Source organism: Pseudomonas sp. P20 (genome assembly GCF_016463925.1).
Taxonomy (GTDB): domain Bacteria; phylum Pseudomonadota; class Gammaproteobacteria; order Pseudomonadales; family Pseudomonadaceae; genus Pseudomonas; species Pseudomonas aeruginosa.
The window spans coordinates 423323-444357 of record NZ_JAEMVM010000002.1 but is presented as its reverse complement, the minus strand read 5'-3'; the positions used below and the strand labels follow the sequence as shown (position 1 = coordinate 444357).

Below are 21035 nucleotides of genomic sequence, written 5' to 3'. Positions count from 1 at the left end.
CGGCCGACTCATCTGCAGGCCATGGAGCGATTTGAATGCTGGACAAGGGGATCATCCGGAGGGGAATTGGCGCATGCACGGTGGCCTTCGCCAGTGCGCTGGTGGCAGGCGGCGCATGGGCGCAGGAGGGAACACCCGCCGCACAGGAACGCGTCACGCAGTTCAACCTCGAGGCGGGACCGCTGGCCGACACACTGCTGGATATTTCACGGCTGACCGGGCAGCCGATCTCCTTCGACCAGGCACTGGTACAGGGTTACAACAGTCCTGCCATTCGCGGCGCCTTGAGCCGCGACCAGGCACTCAATGCCGCGCTCCAGGGCAGCGGCCTGGACTTCTCGCGCATCGCCGGTGGTGCGGTCCTGGTGCATCGTCGGGATGTACCGCAAGCGAGCGTTCCGGCCGCGGTTGCGCCGCAGCTCAAGACCGTCACCGTCATCGGCAGCCGTCGCACCGACCTGGCGGCGCTGGACGCACCAGCCCCGGTGGACATTCTCACCGCCCAACACATCCAGGCGGTCGGTAGCACCAACCTCGCGAAGGTCCTGGAAACCCTGGTGCCTTCGGTCAATTTTCCGCAGATCAACGGCACTGACGGCGTCTCTTCGCAACGCCCGGCCACCCTGCGCGGGCTCGCTGCCGACCAGGTCCTGGTACTGGTCAACGGCAAGCGACGCCATGCCTCGGCCTTCGTGAACACCAAGGCGACCCTGGGCCGCGGCTCACAATCGGTGGACCTGTCGACCATCCAGGTGAGTTCCATCGAGCGAATCGAAGTTCTGCGCGATGGCGCCTCGGCGCAGTACGGCTCGGACGCCATCGCCGGGGTGATCAACATCGTGTTGCGCCAGGACGACCACGGCGGCGACCTGCAGGGCAGCGTCGGCCAGTACAGTAAGGGTGACGGCTTCACCCGAAGCGTCAGCGGCCTGAAGGGGTTCAGCCTGCCGGGCGACGGTTTTCTCACGCTCAGCGCCGAGGGCTCCCGGCAGGAACGCACCTCCGTCGGCGGTAGCGACAGCCGTCGGTTCTACCCCGCCGGCGATCCGCGCGAGGCCAGCGCCGACCGGGACTGGCGCTACGGATCGCCGGGGCTGGGTGACTTCAAGATCGGCGCCAACTCCGGCTTCTCGCTCAACGATCAGGTCGAGGCTTACGGTTTCGCCACTTACCAGGACCGTACCACCCACTCCCAGGCGTTGTTCCGCCGTCCGGTGGACGCCAACAACCTGCCCGCCGTCTACCCCGATGGATTCCTGCCGCTGCTGGATGTTCGCTCACGCGATGGTGCCGCCACCGCAGGGCTGAAGTTCGATGACGACACGCTGGGCAACTTCGACCTCAGCGCTACCTACGGACAGAACCGTATTCAGTACAACGTCGGGGACAGCCTCAACGCCAGCTTCGGCACCGCAAGCCCGCACGACTTCGACGCCGGCACCCTGGTCAACGAGCAGACCAACGTTTCGCTCGACCACGTGAAGAACTTCAGCGTCGGCTACGCCGAGCAGCCGCTGGTGTTTTCCAGCGGCCTGACGTGGCGCAAGGAAGAGTACGAAGTCATCGCCGGCGAGCCGGCCTCCTGGCAACACGGCGGTGCCAATGCCAAGGCCGCCGGCGCTCAGGGGTTCCCGGGGATTCAGGACAGCGACGAGGGCCGCTACTCCCGCCATGTATTCGGGGGTTATCTGGGCCTGGAGCAACAGCTTACGGACCAGCTGCAACTGGGCGTCGCCGGGCGCACCGAGCACTACGACGATTTCGGCACCACCACCACGGGCAAGTTCTCCGCACGCTTCGACTTCACTCCCCGCGTCGCCGTGCGCGGCACGCTCAGCAGCGGGTTCCGGGCTCCGACTCTGGGGCAGATCGGTACCTCGGCGACCACCACCGACTTCCACCCGGGTGATCCGATTGCCTACCAGGTCGGCACCATCAGCGTGGACCGCCCAGTCACCCGCGCCCTGGGGGCGACCGATCTCAAGCCCGAGAAGTCCACCAACCTGTCGCTGGGCCTGGTCCTGCGGCCGGTGGATAACGCTTCGCTGACGCTCGATGCCTACGCCATTCGCATCAAGGACCGCATCGCACTGTCGGAGACCCTCAGCGGCCCGCAGGTCCGCAGCATCCTGAACGCCGCAGGCTACGGCTCCTACACCGGAGTCAGCTTCTTCACCAATGCGCTGGACACCAAGACCCATGGTCTTGATCTCAACGGCAACTACCGCTTCGACCTGCCCAACGCCGCCACCCTGACCTTCAACGGAGGACTGAACTGGAGCAAGACCCAGGTCACCCACGTCAAGGCAAACCCCGCTGAACTGAGCGGAACCGGCGTAGTGCTTATCAACCGCGAGGCGCTCAGCTACGTCGAGAGCGCCAGCCCGGAGAGCAAGCTCGTCCTTGCGCTGGATTACCGCCAGGGTGCATGGCAGCTGGAGACCAGCGCCATCCGCTACGGCAAGTACACCCTGAACTCTAACAACGGCGAGCAATACGACCAGACTTTCGGCGCCCAATGGGTGGCCAATGCCAGCCTGGCCTACAACCTCACCTCGGCGCTCAAGCTCAGCGTCGGCGGCAACAACATCTTCGATTCCTACCCCGACAAGTTACTGACCAGCAACCGTTCCGCCGGCGGGGTCGTGATGTACCCGAACATCGCCCCCGCCGGCGCCGAAGGCGCCTTCTACTACGTGAAAGCCGATTACGCCTTCTGATCGCACCCGCCAGCCAAGGAGCCCCCAATGAGCACTACTCCCATCGACCCGATCGCCCTCTTCCAGCAGTTCGAACAGGACGTCGCGACATCGCTGCGCCTGCTCCTCGACAGCCAGGCACTGCGTCCCGGCGCCGCCGGCAACCTGAGCCTGCGCCTGCCCGGCCAGGAGCGCCTGCTGATCGCCGCCTTCAACGGTGATCAGCCAGGCTCCGCGCTGGCGCTGGACTTTGACCTGAGCAATGCCCAGGGAACCCCCAGCGATAACCTGCGCGAAGTGGCGGCCCTGCATGTGGCCATCTACCGCGAACGACCGCGCGCGACGGCAGTCATCCATACCCACTCGCCGTTCCTGTCGGCATTCGCCATCGCCCGCCGCCCGCTGCCGGCCCACACCAACGCCCTGCTGTTCGGCATCGAGGAAGACCAGGCAATCCCCGTCACCGAATGGGGCCCGCGCTATGCCAGCGAACCCGTGGTCGCCGCGCTGCGCGAGCACCCCTGGACACCCGCCGTACTGTTGGCCAACCACGGTCCGTTCGCCTGGACGGAGGGTGGCGTGCTGGCCGCCACGCGCCTGCTGGTCAACCTGGAAGAATCCGCGTACCTGAGCTTCCTCGCCGAGCAGCTGGGTGGAGCGCGCACCTTCCCCGCTGGCGCGGCAAAGCAGGTTCGCCAGGGTTGGAACAACCAATGAAAACGCAGGCGTGGGTCGCGTCCTGCCTGCCGCGCACTGCGCTGGCCGGCAGTCTTGCACTGCTGGCCGGCCAGGTATCGGGCGAGCCGCTGCTGGAGCGGGCCATCGAACGCGGCACGCTCAACGTCTGCACCGCCGACGAATTCCCTCCGTTCAAACGCTACGACAGCCACGGCCAGGCCAGCGGCCTGATCTACGACCTGATCGTCGACCTGCAGCACCGCCTCAGTACCCGGACCGGGCAGCCGTTGAAGCTGGAGCTGGTGCAGGTCACGCCGCTCAATCGCCTGCTGTTCCTCAACCAGGGACGCTGCGAGTTGCTGGTGACTTCACTGCTGGACACCCCGGCGCGACGACGCGAAGTGGACTTCGCGGCCCCCGGCTACTACAGCTCCGCAGCCACTGTCTTCGCTGCGAAGCACACATCCATCGACAGCTGGGAAGGCCTGCGAGGCAAGACCCTGTGTGCACCGCTGACCAGTGTCTGGGTACGCCCCTACGAGGCGCGCTACGGCATCGAGTTCATTTCGTTCAGTGGTTTGCCGGAGATGCGCAAGGCACTTCTAGACGGCCGCTGCGTGGGCGCCCTGGGTGATGACGTGCTGTACCGCGCGCTGGCAGGCGAGCCGCAATGGCAGGACTTCGAAGTGAAGCTACCCGGGCAGGACCCGGCCCCCTGGGGTATCGCCCTTCGCAAGGACCAACCGCAGCTTCGGGACAGTGTCGGCGCCATCGTCCGCGACTGGCACGCCTCCGGTTACCTGATCGACCTCGAGCACCGCTACGGGCTGCCCGCCAACCCGTGGCTGGCCGAGCAGCACCAGCGCTTCGCCACGGCCAGCGTGCGGAGCGAGCCATGATCGAAAGCCTCAGCTTCTGGTTGGGAAACCCCGAGTGGCTGTACGCCCTGGACGATCCGCTGGATCGCCATCGCTACCTGCTGGGCTTCGCACACACCTTGATTCTGGCCGCTGGCAGCGCCCTCCTCGCCTTGTTCCTCGGCCTGGCTGGCGCCCTCCTGCATAGCTCGCGCGGACGACCTGTGCGCCTGCTGGTCGATGCCTACGTCGAAACGATGCGTAACTCGCCGCTGCTGGTGCAGCTGTTCCTGCTCTATTTCGGGGTGGGATCCCTCATGCCTCAGGACGCCGGCGGACAGCCGCTGCTGGGCCGCACGGGCTGGGCGATCATCGCCATCGGGCTGCATTACGGTGCCTATCAGGTGGAGGCACTGCGCAGCGCACTGATCTCGGTTCCCGCAACCACCCTGGAAGCCGCAAGAGCGCTGGGCCTGAGCGAGCGTGATGTACGTCTTCACGTGCTCCTGCCGCAGGCGCTGCGCCTGGCGTTGCCTGAGCTGGGAAACGTAACGGTTCAGGTCGTGAAGGCTACCGCGGTGGCCTATGCGATTGCCGTGCCGGAGCTTCTCTACGCCTCCAATCGCATCTGGGCCGATAACGGCAACATCGCGCAGATGATGCCCGTGCTGCTGATCAGCTACTTGCTGCTGGTGCTGGTCGTGACAGCACTCCAGCGCTGGTTCGAACACCGCCTGCGGATTCCGGGCGAGGTGGGCGCATGAAGACACTGCTTGTCACCTATCGCCCCGCCTCCCGAGCCCATTGGCATCGCCTCGCCATTGCACTGCCGTTGATCCTGGCCACTGGCTTGCTCATCTGGTACTACCGCGATCCGCTACAGCTGCTCGTGCAATGGACTCCGCTGCTGCTTGGCGGCGCCGCGATGAACCTGCTCATGGGCGTGGTCGCCATGCTGCTGGCCAGCCTGGTCGGATGCGTGCTGGGCATACTGCAGCTGGCGCCTGGCATCGGCGGTCGGCTGGCGGCGTTGATCGTGCGCGGGCTACGCAGCCTGCCCTGGCTGGTGGTGATGTTCTACACCGCCTACCTGCTGCCCTATGAGCTGCACATCGCAGGTCGCTGGCTACAACTGCCCGACTGGCTCAAGGCCAGCGCCGGCCTCGCATTGCCGGCCTGCGGTTACGTCGCTGAGTTCGTTCGCGGCGCCCTGCTGGGTATCCCCGCCAACCAGTGGGACGCCGCCGCCGCGCTGTCGCTGAGCCGGTTCCAGCGGCTGCGCTGGGTGATCCTGCCGCAGGCTGTGCGTTGCCTTCTCGCGCCAGCCATGAACCTGTTCTGCACCCTGCTGATGGCCACTTCGCTGGCCAACCTGCTGGGCGTGGAGGAGCTGCTCACCCGCCTGCAGATGCTGCTCAACAGCCAGACCCGACCGGACCTGCTGCTGCCGGCATACCTCTATGCCTTCCTGGCCTTTTTCATCTGCGTGTATCCCCTTTCCCGCTATGCACGCCGCCTGGAGCGGCGCTGGAGCCAACCACGATGAACGATGTCCGGATCACTGTCCGCGATCTCCACAAACGCTTTGCCGACCACTGGGTGCTGCAGGGCATTTCCTTCCAGGTGCGTCGCGCTGAGATCGCCTGCCTCATCGGCCCGTCCGGCTCGGGCAAGTCGACCCTGCTGCGAACCCTCAACGGTCTTGCCTCGTTCGACTCCGGCAGCATCAATGTCTGTGGCCTCGCAGTGGGTCGCGGCGCCGATCCGCGTCAGCTGCGACGCCACGTGGGCATGGTGTTCCAGAGCTACAACCTGTTCCCGCACCTGAGCGTGCTGCAGAACATCACGCTGGCGCCGATTCGCGTCCATGGAGAGGCACCGGCAAGCGCCCAGGCGCGGGCCCGCGACCTGCTCGCCCAGGTCAACCTGCACGGCAAGGAGCACGCCTATCCGGCGCAACTCTCCGGCGGCCAACAGCAGCGCGTGGCCATCGCCCGAAGCCTGGCGATGCGCCCGCAGGTCATGCTGTTCGACGAGGTGACGGCGGCACTGGATCCGGAAACCGTCGGCGAGGTCCAGGCGACCATCCGCTCCGTGGCGGACAGCGGCATGACCTGTCTGATCGTCACCCACGAGATGCGTTTCGCCCGACAGATAGCCGATACGATCTATTTCACCGACGGCGGCCGGATCGTCGAGCAGGGTCCACCGGAACACCTGCTCCACAGCCCCAGCGATCCGCGAACCCAACGCTTTCTCGAGCGGGTGCTCTGACATGTCCGGACCTCAGCGCCAGGAGTGGCGGCCCGACACCCTGCTCACCCATTTGGGCCGCGATCCGGCCAGCCACGAAGGCACGGTGAATACACCGGTGTACCGTGCCTCGACCTTCCTCTGGGACTCTCCCGAGGTGCTCGAGGATTACCGGCATCACGGTCAGGAGCCGGACTATCGCGGTCACCTCTACGGCCGCAATGGCAACCCCACCACCGCGGCGTTCGAGGACGCGGTCGCGGAGCTGGAAGGTGGCTTTCGCGGGCTGATCATGCCATCGGGGCTCGCAGCCATCGTCGGCGCGGTACTGGCGGTTGCGCGCAGCGGCGAGCACGTGCTGGTGACCGCCAACTGTTATTGGCATGCACGGCAGGTCTTCGACAGCCTGCTGCCGCGCTACGGCATTTCGGTGACCTACTTCGATCCCATGATCGGCGAGGAAATCGCCGGGCTCATCGGCTCGACCACCCGAGCCCTCTATCTGGAAGCACCCGGCTCCAATACCTTCGAGGTGCAGGACGTGCCGGGGCTGGCGGGCATCGCCCACGCCCACGGGCTGGCCGTGCTGCTGGACAATACCTGGGCCACGCCGCTGTTCTTCCGACCTTTCGAGCATGGCGTGGACATTTCCATCCACGCCGCCACCAAGTACCTGGTGGGACATTCCGACGCCATGCTCGGGGTGATAGTGACCACTCGCGACTGGTTCGTGCCGGTACGCAACCTGGTGCGCGAGATGGGTTACATCGCCAGCGCCGACGACGCCTTCCTGGGCCTACGCGGTCTGCGCACCCTGGGAGTGCGTCTGCGCCAGCACGAGCGCTCGGCGCTCGCCATGGCACGCTGGCTGGCCACTCGTCCCGAAGTGCAGCGGGTGCTTCACCCGGCGCTGCCGGGGCATCCCGGCCATGAGTTCTGGAAGCGCGACTTTCGCGGTGCCTCCGGACTCTTCGGCATCGTGCTCGCCGCCCAGCCGCAGGACCGCGTGGATGCCTTCCTGGCCCGCCTGCAGCTGTTCGCCCAGGGAGCCAGCTGGGGCGGCTACGAGAGCCTGATCCGCCAGCAATCCCCGCGCAGCAGCACAGCCACGGAGCACCTGTTGCGCCTCCATGTCGGCCTCGAAGACCTGGATGATCTGCTGGCCGACCTGGAACAGGCGCTGCCCCTTCTTCACCCGCATGAAGCCGCCTCGACCCCCAACGCAACAGACGGACAACCGGCCTGACGCTTTCCCTTTGCCTTCACAGGAGTTGTCCATGAGTCAATCGCCCACCATTGAAACCCTCTACAGCCTCTGCCCCCTGCCGATCGCCTCGAATGTGGCGGTCGAGTTCGGCTGGCTCGACGAAGAATTGCAGCGCGCCGGCGCTCGCCCGCGGTATCTGCGTTCGCTCCCGGAAAATCAGGGCTGGCTGGGTCACTTCCGCCATCATCACGACAACCTGATTCGCGACGGCGGCGCGGTGCCTCCGCTGTGGGCCCGAGCGGACCTGGCCGACACCCTGCTGGTGGCAACGACCGCCAGCCAGCGTCCTGGCCAGATTCTGGTGCGCGCCGGGGCCGGCCTGCGCCGAGTGGCGCAGTTGGCCGGCAGACGCATCGGCGTGGCCGCCAGTACGAACCCCGAACGCATCGACGTGGCCAACGCAGTGGCCGAACAGACCTTGCAATACAGCCTGGAACTGGCCGGGCTCGAGCGCGGCGAGGTGGAAATCGTGCGCTTCGAGCAGGATGACCCCACGCACCTTCGCCCCGCCGAACGCCCGGCCGGCCTCTGGGCCCAGCTGCGGGAGCACCACAGCGGCGAACAGGCCGCACGCGCGCTCGCTGACGGCACCGTCGATGCCCTGGTGGTGCAACCCTGGCAGGCGGCCGGGCTGACCCGCGACGGCCGATTCACCGCCATTGAAGATCTCGACCGTTACCCGGACTGGACCTTGAAGAACATCAACGGCCCGCACGTCACTGTCGTCAACCGGCGCTTCGCCGAAGAGCACCCGCGGATCGTCGTGGCCTTTCTCAAGGCAGCCATTCGCGCAGGGCGCTGGATCAATGCCAATCCTCAGGCGGCTGCCGAGCTCTTCCCACGCTTCAGCGTGCTGGGTAATGCCGCGCTGGCGCGCCAGTGGCTGGCAGGGCAGAACCTGGTGCCCCAGTTGAGCCCACACAACCTCGCCGCCCTGGAATTGAAGAAGGATTTCCTGCGCCAACGCGGCTACCTGCAGAACGATTTCAGCGTCAGCGAATGGGCTGACGGCAGGTTCCTCGCAGAAGCCGCACGCGAGCTCGGCGAACACATTCCCCGGTCCTGACCCCAGAAAAAACCTCGTCGCATCCGGCCAGTCTCGCTGAGCCGGACGGCTTCTTACTGCCCAAGGAAAGCTAAGGCCGATCAATGAAAGCTCAGGCGATTAAACGGAAGTTACCAGCCCCCTGCTCCCTGCTCAGGGGTGTGCTTCTCTGCGGATTACCCTTGGCTGCAGCGCACGCCGAGGATGGCGATGCGCGGCTGGAAAAGGTCGAGGTGGTCGGAGCGCGCGTGACCGAAGCGAGCCTGGCTACCGGCGTCGACCACATCACCAGTACGCAGTCCATTTCCCACCAGGCCTTGCTTTCTGCCCCCGCGGGGACATCCGGCCTGAAGATGCTCGAGTCGCTGGCCGGCTTCAACGTGCAGGTGAACGATCCCCTGGGGCTCTACGAGTTCGGTAATTCGGTGTTCGTCCGCGCGTTCAACTTCCAGCAGATCGGCTTCTCCATCGACGGAGTGCCGCTGGGGCGCAGCGACCAGTTCGGCGGCAGCCCCATCTATCGCTACATGGACAACGAGAACACCGAGCGAGTGACAGCCTCCACTGGCGCCGGCGACGTCTCCCAGCCAGGCTACGCATCGCTGGGCCCCTACGTCGACTATCAAACCCTGATGCCCGCGACCGAGGCCGGCATCAGCACCTCCTACAGCCTCGGCAGCGATGCCCTGCGGCGTAGCTTCGTGAAGCTCGAAAGCGGAGAACACGAGGGATTGTCGGCGTACGTCTCGCGCTCCAAGATCGATGGCGACCTTTGGCGGGGGCCCGGGACCATCGATCGCGAGCATGTCGAAACCAAGGTCCGATATCGCTTTGGCGCAGGTCACGAGCTAAGCCTGCGCAGCATCTACAACGACTTCTATGACTACGATTCGCCCTATGTCACCCTGGCCCAGTACCAGGGCTCGGCCGCGGACCCCTTCGGCCGCTCCGGGCGGGACTTTGCCTATATCGACTACCTGCCGCCCTTGCCACAGATAACTCCCGGCGTCCCCTACAGCAACACCGCTTACAACCAGTACTACAAGCAGGCGATCAACCAGCGACGCGACAACCTGACCACCCTACGCGGGAGTTTCGCCCTGACGCCGGACCTGCGCAGCGTTACCAGCCTCTACTACGAGGGAAAGCGCGGATACGGGGTATCGCCAGAAGCCTACGCGACCTCCGCCAAACTGCACAACGCGGAGGCCGGCAGCGTACCGGGGTTGTACGCGCCGCTTGGTGTGCAATATGGATTGTCGAAAATCAGCGGCCACCGCTACGGGCTTTCCCAGGCGCTGCAGTGGCAGCTTGGCGATCACTTCCTGGAGGCGGGCGCCTGGGTCGAGAAGGACGTGTTCAACCGCCTGCAGGCGCGCTACAACCTCACGGACGGCAGCCCCGCCGGGCAGCCGCTGCTGGATCAGCCCGTCCACCTGCAGGGCGACTTCACCTCCACCCGTGATTCCCTGCAGCTCGACCTGAAGGACACCTGGTCGCTGCTCGACGATCGCCTTCGCCTGCAGTACGGCTTCAAGCGCCTGGACCTGGACTACGAAATGGCGGGCTATCGCAACGCCGGCGATTACATTGCCGGTCGCCAGCCGCGTCTGTCGACCTCGTGGAATGACGACTTCCTGCCACAGGCGGGGCTGGTCTACGACCTGGATGGGCGTTCCCAGCTATTCGCCTCCTACTCGGAGAACATGGCCCTGCCCAGGGGCGCCGACGATGTCTACCGAGCCGCCAGCCCGAATGTCCCGGCACCGGAAGCCGAGCGGTCGAAGAACTACGAAGTCGGGTATCGCTTCAATCGACCGACCCTGAACGCCTCGCTGGCGCTCTACAGGACGGAGTTCGACAATCGCTTGCAGGCCTTCGCGGCTCCAGTTCCCGGCAGCAGCCAGGCGGAGACCTACTACCAGAACGTCGGGCGGGCCGTGGCATACGGCAGCGAGCTCAGCGGCCAATGGAAGCCACCGATTCCCGGCCAGGGGCTGGTCATCAACGGCAACGTCACCTACAACGTCGCCCACTTCAAGGATGACGCCGGCGGCCTGAAGCTCAGCGGCCACTCCCTCCCCGACAGCCCGCGCTGGCTTGCTCAGGCCGGCGCGACCTACGAGTTCTCGCCGTGGGCGGTGGGCAATCTCACCGCGCGCTACATCGACTCGCGGTACAGCAACTTCACCAACACCGAGTCGATCGGCGGCTACACGCTGTACAGCGCCTATCTCGATTTCGGCGGGAAACAGTGGGCGGGCGGGCCGTTGAAGAGCGTCAAGCTGCGTTTCAACGTCGACAACCTTTTCGACAAGAACTACCTCGGATTCATCCTCACCAGTCCTGACGGTCCGGCGCTGTTCCGGCCAGGGCCGCCCCGCAGTTTCCAGACCACCCTCAGCGCGGAGTTCTGACATGCAGAATTTCCTTCGTCTGATCGTTGTCGCTCTGCTGCTCAACGGTTCCGCGCCTGGTGCCCAGGCGCAGGAGGAGGTCTCGGCGCAGACGCTCGCCTTGCACCAGCGACTTCTGGTGCTGGACAGCCACCTGGACACCCCCATCCAGCTCTCCCGACCCGGCTGGAACATCCTGCAACGCCACAGCACGCTCGGCGACGGCAGCCAGGTCGACCTGCCCCGCATGCAGGAAGGCGGACTCGATGGCGGCTTCTGGGCGATCTACACCCCTCAGGGCGCAAGGACCGATGAGGGGCGCGCCCAAGCGAGTGCCTACGGCCTGGCAACGCTTACCCGGATTCATGATCTGGTCGAGCGGCATCCCGCTGAATTCGGACTGGCCAGGACCTCCGCGCAGGCCCGCGCGATTGCCGAACAGGGCCAGCGCGTGGTTTTCATCAGCATGGAGAACGCCGACCCGCTCAGCTCGGACCCCGCGCTGCTATGCACCTACTATCGGGGAGGATTGCGAATGCTCGGGCTGGTGCATTTCGCCAATAACGACCTGGCCGACTCGGCAACCGCCCTGCCCCAATGGCGTGGCCTCAGCCCCAGGGGGCGAGAGCTGGCTCAGCGGGCCGCACAGCTTGGCTTGCTGCTGGATGTCTCGCACGCCTCTGACGCTGTCTTCGACCAGTTGCTGGAGCTGTCCCCCGCCCCGCTGATCGCTTCCCACTCCAGCAGTCGCGCGGTCAATCGCCATCCGCGCAACCTCGATGATGAAAGGCTTCGCCGCCTGGCGGCCAAGGGTGGAGTCGTTCAAGTAAACACCTACAGCGACTACCTCATCCCACTGAAGGCAGAACCGGAGCGCGAACGTGCCCGCCTGCAGTTCTACGCGCGCTATCGCAACATGGCTGCCCTGAGCCCTGAGCAGGTTCAGCAACTTTACGCCGACATCCGCGAGGTGGATCGCAAGTACCAGCATCCGCGTGCGGATTTCGAGGTGTTCATGAAGCACCTGCTGCACATCCTCCAGGTGGTCGGACCGGAGCACGTCGGCATAGGCGCCGACTGGGATGGTGGCGGCGGTGTCACAGGCCTCGAGGACGTCAGTCAATTGCCAAGGATTACCCAGCGGCTTGTGGACGCGGGCTACTCAGAACAGGATCTCGCCAACATATGGGGCGGCAATCTGCTTCGCGTCCTCGACCAGGCGCAAAGGGCCGCGAATCCAGCAGCAGTAGAAAATTGTGCAGGCGGTTAGTGATCGTACGGGGGCACGGAGATGGCTGAAAGCCAGGAGCGGTCAACTAGGTGGAGAGCCACGTGGAATGAGTGTCGCCTCGATTTCAAATCTACTCAGCAACGCGGCGCCATCCGAAACGCCAAGTAGTTCATCGATCGCTGCGATTTTCCGGATCGCGTGGTCGAGCTGATAGTCGGCGTTTCTGTATGCAGCCTCCGCCTCGTTGTGGAGGGCATAGGCCATATGTGCCGCAACACGAACGCACATTGGAGCATCTGCTTCGCCGCCCAAATAATCAGCAAGCAGCGTCCTGATCTCAAACAATGCGAGGGCGAGTAGCCTGGTCTGGTCAGTCTGCATAGAAGATCCCGCTCATTGAAACGATTGTGCGCAACGAATTTCGAAAGGAGGTACAAACTCGTAGACAGGCAGAAGCTAATGGCCGCTATGGGTCGGTAGCAGCCCCTGCGCAAAGCAACGTTTCCGCGCTGCCGATTGCCCATAGTCCCTCGCAACAGTCATCTTGAGTAGTTCCGGCAGATTGGCATGATCGGAATTAGAACTGGCGCGATGCGCTAGTGCCGCGGTGCCAAGCGCCCCTTAGCATCTCCCTACCCCATTGGTTTGAACCTAAAGCAGGAGATGTCATGGAATCCCGGACTGCATTGATTACCGGAGCCTCGAGCGGTATCGGACTGGAACTGGCGCGCATCCATGCAGGCAAGGGCGGCGATGTCGTGCTGGTGGCGCGTTCGCGCGACAAGCTGGAGGCCATAGAGCGAGAACTCCAGGCACAACACGGCGTGAAAACTTATGTCATCGCGGAAGATCTGGCCGATCCCGGCGCAGCGGATCGCATCTTCCGCGCCACTGAGTCCCTGGGATTAGCCATCGATGTCCTGATCAACAACGCAGGCTTCGGCGGGCACGGAAAGTTCGTCGAACGCGACCTGCGCGCTGACGAGGCCATGATGCAGGTGAACATGACGACCCTTACTTCGCTGACGCATCATTACCTCAAGGGCATGATTACGCGCAGGCGCGGGCGCATCCTGAATGTCTCATCGACCGCATCGTTCATGCCCGGCCCGCTGCAGGCGGTGTACTACGCAACCAAGGCCTACGTCACCTCGTTCACCCAGGCCATCGCCGAGGAGGTAAGGGAATACGGCGTGACGGCCACGGTATTGTGTCCGGGTGCGGTAGCAACCGGGTTCGTCGCGGCGGGTGACCTCCAGGGCGTCGATGTCTGGAAGAATGCCAGGACGGCGGAGTCCGTGGCGCAGTGCGGATACAAGGCGATGGAACGAGGTGAGCTGGTAGCCTTCAACGAATGCAAGTTGCGGCTCATGCTCGACTGGATCGTTCCTCTGTTGCCTCGTAGAACGGTGCTCAAAGTGTCGCGTCAGGCGATGGAGAAGACATCCTGAGCCAGGCTCGGGTGCCGGACGCTCAAGCCGGCCCGCTGATCTGCCGCCCAGATCTCCCAGTGCCCGCCAGCAACCCGACTCCAAGGGACATCTCGACCATGAAGCAAGCCAGGCATTTTGCCGTGCATCCCGGATGGAAACTGATTGCCGCCGATCTGGGAATAGCCGCCGGAGATCTGCTGACCCTGGCCGAGCTACCCGCCGACCTGTTCAGCCGCAAGGATGCAACGTTATCCCCGCCTGAATATTTCCGGCTTTTTGTTGGCCTCGAACAGTTGGTCGGCGAATCGCAGCTGCCTCTGCGTCTTGGCGGCGCCATTTCGGTAGAGGCTTTCGATCCGTCTCTTTTCGCCTGCCTGTGCAGCCCGAATCTCAATATCGCCCTCACTCGGCTTGCCCAATACAAGCGACTTTGCGGCCCCCTGGCGCTGGACGTCTACGTTCGCGACACGCACACGGAGGTCTTCATCGAATGCTACGGTTATGACCGCCCGCTGCCGCGTAGCCTCTGCGCCATGGAGCTGGTATTCCTCACCCACCTGGCGCGTCTTGCCACGCGGCAGAACATCGTTCCAATAGAGGCGGAGCTGGTGGCGCTACCGGGGCAGTCTCAGCCTTGCGAAGAGTTCCTCGGGTGTCGTCTGGAGCGAGGCAGGCGAAACCGAATTCGCTTCTCGGCAGAGGATGCGACCCGCCCGTTTCTCACGGAGAACGTCTCCATGTGGCAGTTCTTCGAGCCGGAACTGCAGACGAGGCTGTCGATGTTGGAGAGCGGAGCCAGCACGCGCGAACGGGTGCGCAGTGCACTGCTGGACATGTTGCCCAGCGGCCGGAGCAGCATCCAGGATATCTCCGAGCGTCTGGCGATGAGCAAACGCTCACTGCAACGCCACCTGGCGGACGAGGCCCTGAGCTACCAGGAGGTGCTGGATGACACTCGGGCAAGCCTGGCCCGCCACTACCTCTCCCGCTCGACCATTTCTCCAGGAGAAATCTCCTTTCTCATTGGCTTCCAGGATGCCAATTCATTCCTGCGGGCCTTCAAGTCCTGGACGGGCATGACTCCCGGGGAATACCGAAACCAGCACTACCATTAAAAGCAACAGCGCGGTGTCTGTTTCGGCTCGCTTGGGGACGCCTGGTTCAGCGGGACAACTAACGGCCAAAAGCGGTCATCTGGTGTCTGCAAAATCCGTGGCGATTCACCCGCTCGTTCGAATACGACTAAGAGATCCAAGCCAAGTCAGATCATGTTCTGATATCAGACTTCACTTATCTGAGCCCAAATCGAGCAAAGATCTCACTCAAAAAAATCTCAGTCCTACATCACTGCAATGACATACCACCAGGAGACTTCCCGACCATGTCATTGCATTGCCCTCGCTGCCGCTCGCTCAGGATCGCATCTGCAAATCCCGCCATGAAGTTCGGCATCATTGCCGGAACTCTCTGTGGCGCGGCTCGTGGCGCCTCAGCTGCGCTAGCAGCGAGTCGAGTCAGCTTAGCCAGCCCCCATGTCAGCCAGCTAAGCATCTCTCTCGGATCATTATCCGGTGCCATCCTCGGAGCTCTGGCCGGCGCCATCAGTGGCTGCACATTCGGCGCCCAAGTCGGTGAGCAGCTCGATCGCTATGCGCTAGCCAACAACATCTGCCTGACCTGCGGTATTCGCTTCAACCTACCGATCTGATCGGCCGCCTCTTCCCAATTCAACCCTCTTAATCCTCCCGCCGGTGCTGCACATGACGCAGCGCTTTATGCCGGCTATTGCCCAAAGGAAACTCATCATGGCTCATCTTGTAGAAAGCATGGCTTATGTCGGCGCAACTCCCTGGCACGGTCTGGGTAACCGCTTATCTCAGCGACAACCGCTGGAGGTCTGGCAGCGTGAAGCTGGAATGGACTGGCAGATCCAGGAAAGCCCCGTTCACTTCAAATCAGACGCCGCTGGCCACCTCGGCAGCATCCACTCCTTCCCTGAGCAGAAGGTGCTCTATCGCTCCGACACCAAAGCGCCACTCTCGGTCGTCTCTCAACGCTACCAAGTCGTGCAACCGCGAGAGGTGCTGGAGTTCTACCGGGACCTCACACAAGTCTCCGGCTACGAGCTTGAAACCGCCGGCGTGCTCAAAGGCGGTCGTAAGTTTTGGGCACTGGCTCGCACCGGACAGAACACCTCGCTGAAGGGCAACGACCTGGTTAACGGTTATCTGCTGTTGGCTACGTCCTGCGACGGGACTCTGGCTACCACTGCAACTCCGACAACTGTGCGGGTCGTGTGCAACAACACCCTCACCATCGCCGTCGACGGCGCCACCCGAGCGATCAAAGTCCCGCACAGCACCCGCTTCGACGCTCAGGCTGTGAAGAAGCAACTGGGCATCGCAGTCTCGCAATGGGACGAGTTCATGTATCGCATGCGCATCCTGGCCGATCGCAAAGTGCGGTCGAACGAGGCACTGAACTACTTCATGGGGGTGATGTGCGACACGTCCCTCAGCAGCGAAATTCCAGAAAAGCTGGTCAACGAGCGCGCCATGCGCAAAGTGCAGAGCTTGTATGAAGGCCGCGGACGTGGCTCGCAGCTGGAGGCAGCGAACGGCACTGCATGGGGACTGTTAAATGCAGTTACTGAGTACGTTGATCACGAGCGCCGCGCTCGCAGCAATGAGTACCGCATGGACTCAGCGTGGTTTGGTCAGGGTGCGGTGATCAAGCAGAAGGCGTTGGATGCTGCTCTGGCGCTTGCAGCCTGACTAAGTAGATACGGCCAGAAAAAGCGATGACTCCGATCCCGGGTTCAGCGCTTTTTCTTTGGAGGCTTCAGCCTGGTAGCTAATCGTTCGATTGTCTCTAGCAACAACTGGCGATCCTCTGCCGCCAACGGCTCCAACAAATCATGGATGCGTCCTGCTTGCTCGACTGCACGAGGGCTCGCCTCGGTCAGTAGCTCCGACAATTCGCATTCGAAGATGGTAGCGAACTCAATAAGGCGCTCAATGTTGGGCTTTCTCAGCCCGCGCTCAATCCGAGATACCGCCTCATTGCCTATACCGAGCAGCTCAGCGACATCATCCTGAGTCAACCCCTTCCGCTTTCTGTGCCTCGCAATCGCCTGCCCTGTTAGCACTGCTAGTCGTTGCAAGTCTTCATCGTTATTCATAGCCCCTCCACTCACCCCGAATGGTTGGACAACACCCCATTTGACAGGAAGAGCCAGAAAGACCGAACATCAACCAACTTGGCCTATTTTACCCCCAATGAGGGCACATTCATGCGTGGAACAGGAGGCTTGGAAGAACGGCCGGATTGCAGAGAGAGTTGCCCCCGGACACACGCCATCAACAACAAATCATTGAACTAGCCGTAAGCGAGGGGCTGGCGCTTGGCCTGACGGTTTCGACGAAAAGAATTCGTCTGGCGGGCGACAAGCCATCTCTCCCACAACAGATCCATCCAGCAGGGAAAATTCAGAGAGGGAAACCCATGAAAATCGCAGTACTCGTAGCCATGCTTTTGGCTACAGCAGCAACGGCCACTCAAGCAGCTAACAACGTCATGCCCTGTTCGAAGCCGTGGAACCTGAAAAACTCGCCATTTGACGGTCTATTCACTGCCGCGGAGGGGCCGGCCAGCACATGCTTGCCGCTCGATGCTCCTAAAGTCGCTCGCCTCGTCATGCCCAATGGTGAGGTGCGGTTCGTCTCTGGCTTCAAGCCGGTCACCTGTGGTGATGATGGAATCTGCGCCTTGGGCAAGGATTTCTATGGCAGCGCGCCCAAGGGGAACTATGTCGTCGCGGCAGGTTGGTACATGGGAGTCGACACGGCCGGCAACCCGGTTTCCTATGCCAATGGCACGGGCCCCGGCTTCAACGGGAAACGTCAGACCGCCAACTCTCTAGGCAAGCGAGAGCCTGGTGAAAAATTCCATGCCGTCTGCCCTATCAACGACAGCGACTACTGCACCGTCGATACGGCCTTGGGCCTTGTCACTGTGAAACTGGCCAGCCTGCCAGTTATTGGCATTCCGGCCGTCAACGAAGCGGATGTGGCAGCCAAAGGAGGGAACTGCGACTCCCTGCCCATGTGCTACGACAAGAACGGCCATCAGATCGGCGTGAATGCCGACATGCTCCCTAAGAAATAACCCCCTAAATCCCCCAAAGCACTGTGGAAGCCAGCTTCTGCAGCGAGCTCGCTCACCCTAAGGAAATGTCATGAGCACCAGTTTTGATAACGCCCAATCCACCGGCATCGACTCGACCGGCAAGCAATGGCACTACGAACAAAACGGAGAACGCAAAGGCGGCTTCGATCAGCAGCAAATCATCGACCTGATTCGCAGTGGAACGCTGACCCACGGCTCGATGGTTTGGAAAAAAGGCATGACCGCATGGGCCAAGATCGAGCAAACCGAGCTTCGCCAGCACCTGGACGAGTTTGGGCCGCCGCCCCTCACCGGCTCCGGCGTGAACAACAAGATTGCCTGGCTGATCGCCTTCGCTCCGATCATTGGCTACCTACTGGAGTCTTTTATCGCTGGCCTGTTCGGCGCGAATGAAGCGCAGTGGGAACGAGCCATGTCGGAGAACCGCTATTGGTACGTCACCCTCGCGTTGAACATCGCCTTGTCGGTGCTCGACTCCAAACGACTCAAGCAAGCCGGCTATGACGTCAGCCGCTTCAAAGGCTGGGTATTCGTGGTCCCGGTCTATCTGTATCAGCGATCCAAGCTGCTGAACCAGAACCTCGCCTACTTCATCACCTGGATCGTCTGCTTCTTCATCAGCATTGGTGCTCATCAGGGCTAAGCCTTACGCGCCAAATTCCACTCCCAAAGCACGCCCGGCCGGTGAAAACCCGCCGGGCTTTTTTATGCCCGGAGGCTCATATGGCCCATGTCTATTTCACCCCCAGTGAAGAACCCCCACGCCCTGCCCTGCGCCTGGTTAGCACCAAGGATTTGTCTCGCGATGACTGGCTTGCTGTTCGCAAACGCGGAATTGGAAGCTCGGATGCAGCGGCTGCCGTAGGTCTCAACCCCTACAAATCGCAACTGGAATTGTGGTTGGAGAAAACAGGGCGTGACTCTGGCTTGCCCAAGAGCGATGTGAACGATGAGGAAAGTCCGACCTACTGGGGCAACATCCTCGAGTCGATCGTCGCGAGACACTACACCCAACGCACCGGCAATCGCGTACGCCGTATCAATGCCGTACTGCAGCATTCCGACGCCAACCTCGACTGGATGTTGGCCAACGTTGATCGCGAAGTTATCGGCGCGGAGGACGTGCAGATCCTCGAGTGCAAAACCGCCGGCATCAATGGAGCGCGCCTCTGGAAAGAAGGCGTACCGGTCTATGTGCAACTGCAGGTGATGCACCAGCTGGCGGTCACAGGGAAGCAGGCGGCAGATGTCGCCGTGCTGCTCGGCGGGCAGCACTTGGAGATTCACCGTATCGAGCGCGATGACGAACTCATCCATTGGCTGATCGAATTGGAGAAGGAGTTCTGGGGCTACGTTCAACGTGACACCCCACCACCAGCAGATGGGTCAGAGTCAGCGGACCGTGCTCTGCGCTTCCTGTACCCCCAGGATCAGGGGCGCACGCTGGACTTCTCTGAGGATGTCGCTCTGTCAGCCGCGTTCGAAGAGTTGAAATCTGTACGCGCCACCCTCGAGCGGCAGAGCAAACGCGAGGCGGAGCTGAAGCAGCAACTGCAGCAAGCCATGGGAGATGCAAGTCGAGCAGTCTTCGCTAACGGCACGGTGTCCTGGCGCAAGGCCAAAGACAGCGTAACGCTCGATGTATCCCAACTGCTTAAAGAGAAGCCCTACCTACTCGCACGCTACCCCACCACGAAAATCGGCAGCCGCCGGTTCCTGATTCTCTGAGCTCGATTCCCCCATTGGCCCCCCTGGTGCTTTCCGCGCCAGGGTGGCCTTTTTTATTCCCCCACTGGAGAACCACCAATGCTCAAAGGCTTGGCCATTACCCCGCCGGTGCTCGGGCGGATTTCCATCGGTAAGGTCGTCGAGAAAAACGGCAAGCGCCTGCCGGAAAAGGACGATCAATTCACCATCACCTCGCAGATCCAGGTGCGCGACAACTGGCTAATGCACCCCATCGACGAGGAGCTTCGCAAAGCTCAAGGCGGCAAAATTCGAAGCATTCCGGTTCGTCTGCTGTTCAACGCCCCTGATCTCAACTTTCGTGCCGAGTACTGCCTGTTCGATAGGCAGACGGGCCGCCCCTTGTGCGTCGGTAATGGAGAGAGCTGTAAACGTCGCAGCAAAGAGGGAATTGACTCTCTCCCCTGCCCTTCGCCCGACGGCTGCCCACTAGCCATAGGAGGAGCCTGTAAGCCGTATGGTCGACTCAATGTAGCCATAGGCGATGAGGACACGCTGGGCAGCTTCGTATTCCGTACAACCGGCTTCAACAGCATCCGTACGTTGGCAGCGCGCCTGCAGTATCTCCAGGCTATTTCTGGGGATCGCTTGGCCTGCCTTCCATTGGAGTTGCACGTGCGAGGCAAGTCCACGCAGCAGAGCCATGGGCTGCCAATCTTCTACGTCGATATCACCGTGCGTAGTGGCATGTCGATGGATCAGGCCCTGCAGCATGCTCGAGAAATCGAAGAGGCACGAAAGCAGTCTGGATTTGACCAGAACGCTCTGGACGCAGCGGCGCGATTGGGCTTCGCCAACGGCGCCTTCGAGGAGAGCGAAGAAGAAGGAGAAGCCATAGTGGAAGAACTCTTTCCTGAACCTCCAAACACCACGACCACATCGCCGACTACTGCAGACGCACTTGCTAACGACTGCACGCGCCCCACGCTAACGGCACGACTTCGCGATCGTGCCAAGGCGAGCAGTCAACAACTCACTGATTAACGAATACAGGAACTGGACCCGGCTTAGAGCCGGCCCTCACGTTCAGGAGTACGAACCATGCTTAGCCTCACCCGCAGCGTCGGCAAAACGATCCGAATTGGCGATGACATCGAGATCGTCATTCTTCGCATCAGAGGTAACCAGGTGCGCGTCGGAGTCTCCGCACCGCCCCACATCACGGTGCATCGAGAGGAGGTCTATCAACGTATCCACGCAGATAAGCAGCAAGACACTTCACCGGCCGCCTTTTAAGAGTCC

General features: G+C 62.5%; 21 protein-coding genes and 2 pseudogenes. 21 read left to right on the top strand and 2 right to left on the bottom strand.

Annotated elements, in window-relative coordinates; translation table 11 throughout:
* Positions 1-35: 35 nt before the first annotated feature.
* The 12 genes and pseudogenes from JHD77_RS33060 to JHD77_RS03160 all read left to right on the top strand — a co-directional run.
* Positions 36-770, top strand: a pseudogene (locus JHD77_RS33060) (TonB-dependent receptor plug domain-containing protein); the annotation flags it as partial.
* Positions 762-849, top strand: a pseudogene (locus JHD77_RS33055) (TonB-dependent receptor plug domain-containing protein); the annotation flags it as partial. The pseudogenes JHD77_RS33060 and JHD77_RS33055, both read left to right, overlap by 9 nt.
* The gene (locus JHD77_RS03205; RefSeq protein WP_370695155.1) at positions 828-2720 is read left to right on the top strand and encodes a TonB-dependent receptor plug domain-containing protein; all 1893 of its coding nucleotides are present in this window, start codon (positions 828-830) and stop codon (positions 2718-2720) included. The pseudogene JHD77_RS33055 and the gene JHD77_RS03205, both read left to right, overlap by 22 nt.
* 27 nt (positions 2721-2747) lie before the next feature.
* Positions 2748-3416: a class II aldolase/adducin family protein gene (locus JHD77_RS03200; RefSeq protein WP_078458409.1), complete on the top strand. Its 669-nt coding sequence runs from the start codon at positions 2748-2750 to the stop codon at positions 3414-3416.
* Entirely contained in the window at positions 3413-4276 is an 864-nt protein-coding gene (locus JHD77_RS03195) for a transporter substrate-binding domain-containing protein (protein ID WP_078458408.1), read from the top strand. Before JHD77_RS03200 ends, JHD77_RS03195 begins: the two co-directional genes overlap by 4 nt.
* Entirely contained in the window at positions 4273-4998 is a 726-nt protein-coding gene (locus JHD77_RS03190; RefSeq protein WP_078458407.1) for an amino acid ABC transporter permease, read from the top strand. Before JHD77_RS03195 ends, JHD77_RS03190 begins: the two co-directional genes overlap by 4 nt.
* The gene (locus JHD77_RS03185; protein WP_078458406.1) at positions 4995-5780 is read left to right on the top strand and encodes an amino acid ABC transporter permease; all 786 of its coding nucleotides are present in this window, start codon (positions 4995-4997) and stop codon (positions 5778-5780) included. Before JHD77_RS03190 ends, JHD77_RS03185 begins: the two co-directional genes overlap by 4 nt.
* Positions 5777-6508, top strand: coding sequence for an amino acid ABC transporter ATP-binding protein (locus JHD77_RS03180; RefSeq protein ID WP_078458405.1), 732 nt, complete (start codon positions 5777-5779; stop codon positions 6506-6508). Before JHD77_RS03185 ends, JHD77_RS03180 begins: the two co-directional genes overlap by 4 nt.
* Position 6509: 1 nt before the next feature.
* Complete coding sequence (gene metC, locus JHD77_RS03175) at positions 6510-7733, top strand: cystathionine beta-lyase (protein WP_078458404.1); 1224 nt, start codon at positions 6510-6512, stop codon at positions 7731-7733.
* A gap of 31 nt (positions 7734-7764) precedes the next feature.
* Positions 7765-8820, top strand: coding sequence for an ABC transporter substrate-binding protein (locus JHD77_RS03170; RefSeq protein WP_078458403.1), 1056 nt, complete (start codon positions 7765-7767; stop codon positions 8818-8820).
* Positions 8821-8981: 161 nt separating this feature from the next.
* Entirely contained in the window at positions 8982-11216 is a 2235-nt protein-coding gene (locus JHD77_RS03165; RefSeq protein WP_078458402.1) for a TonB-dependent receptor, read from the top strand.
* Between the two features lies 1 nt (position 11217).
* Positions 11218-12465, top strand: coding sequence for a dipeptidase (locus tag JHD77_RS03160; RefSeq protein WP_191519430.1), 1248 nt, complete (start codon positions 11218-11220; stop codon positions 12463-12465).
* A gap of 42 nt (positions 12466-12507) precedes the next feature.
* On the opposite strand, the gene JHD77_RS03155 is transcribed toward JHD77_RS03160, so the two are convergent.
* Entirely contained in the window at positions 12508-12807 is a 300-nt protein-coding gene (locus JHD77_RS03155) for a hypothetical protein (RefSeq protein WP_078458401.1), read from the bottom strand.
* 287 nt (positions 12808-13094) lie between these two features.
* Between JHD77_RS03155 and JHD77_RS03150 the strand changes: the two genes are divergently transcribed.
* From JHD77_RS03150 to JHD77_RS03135, 4 genes are all read left to right on the top strand, one after another.
* A complete protein-coding gene (locus JHD77_RS03150) occupies positions 13095-13877 on the top strand; it encodes an SDR family NAD(P)-dependent oxidoreductase (RefSeq protein WP_033992004.1) in 783 nt (260 codons plus the stop codon).
* A 98-nt stretch (positions 13878-13975) separates the two neighbouring features.
* Positions 13976-14974, top strand: a complete 999-nt coding sequence (locus tag JHD77_RS03145) for an AraC family transcriptional regulator (protein WP_033992002.1) — start codon at positions 13976-13978, stop codon at positions 14972-14974.
* A gap of 323 nt (positions 14975-15297) precedes the next feature.
* Complete coding sequence (locus JHD77_RS03140) at positions 15298-15567, top strand: hypothetical protein (RefSeq protein ID WP_172402895.1); 270 nt, start codon at positions 15298-15300, stop codon at positions 15565-15567.
* 97 nt (positions 15568-15664) lie between these two features.
* Positions 15665-16633 carry a DUF932 domain-containing protein gene (locus JHD77_RS03135; protein WP_031690906.1) on the top strand — a complete coding sequence of 323 codons (969 nt, stop codon included), beginning with the start codon at positions 15665-15667 and terminating at the stop codon, positions 16631-16633.
* 44 nt (positions 16634-16677) lie between these two features.
* On the opposite strand, the gene JHD77_RS03130 is transcribed toward JHD77_RS03135, so the two are convergent.
* Complete coding sequence (locus tag JHD77_RS03130; protein WP_031690905.1) at positions 16678-17040, bottom strand: helix-turn-helix domain-containing protein; 363 nt, start codon at positions 17038-17040, stop codon at positions 16678-16680.
* A 146-nt stretch (positions 17041-17186) separates the two neighbouring features.
* Here JHD77_RS03130 and JHD77_RS03125 point away from each other — a divergent pair, with 146 nt between their 5' ends.
* From JHD77_RS03125 to csrA, 5 genes are all read left to right on the top strand, one after another.
* On the top strand, positions 17187-18026 hold the full coding sequence (locus JHD77_RS03125) for a hypothetical protein (protein ID WP_124101424.1): 840 nt from the start codon (positions 17187-17189) through the stop codon (positions 18024-18026).
* A gap of 70 nt (positions 18027-18096) precedes the next feature.
* Entirely contained in the window at positions 18097-18690 is a 594-nt protein-coding gene (locus JHD77_RS03120) for a DUF4339 domain-containing protein (RefSeq protein WP_049950714.1), read from the top strand.
* Positions 18691-18770: 80 nt separating this feature from the next.
* The gene (locus JHD77_RS03115) at positions 18771-19775 is read left to right on the top strand and encodes a YqaJ viral recombinase family nuclease (RefSeq protein WP_078458399.1); all 1005 of its coding nucleotides are present in this window, start codon (positions 18771-18773) and stop codon (positions 19773-19775) included.
* A 78-nt stretch (positions 19776-19853) separates the two neighbouring features.
* Positions 19854-20777 (top strand): recombination directionality factor, encoded by a 924-nt coding sequence (locus JHD77_RS03110; RefSeq protein WP_031690901.1) that lies wholly within the window; start codon positions 19854-19856, stop codon positions 20775-20777.
* A 57-nt stretch (positions 20778-20834) separates the two neighbouring features.
* The gene (gene csrA, locus JHD77_RS03105) at positions 20835-21029 is read left to right on the top strand and encodes a carbon storage regulator CsrA (RefSeq protein WP_031690900.1); all 195 of its coding nucleotides are present in this window, start codon (positions 20835-20837) and stop codon (positions 21027-21029) included.
* Positions 21030-21035 lie beyond the last annotated feature (6 nt).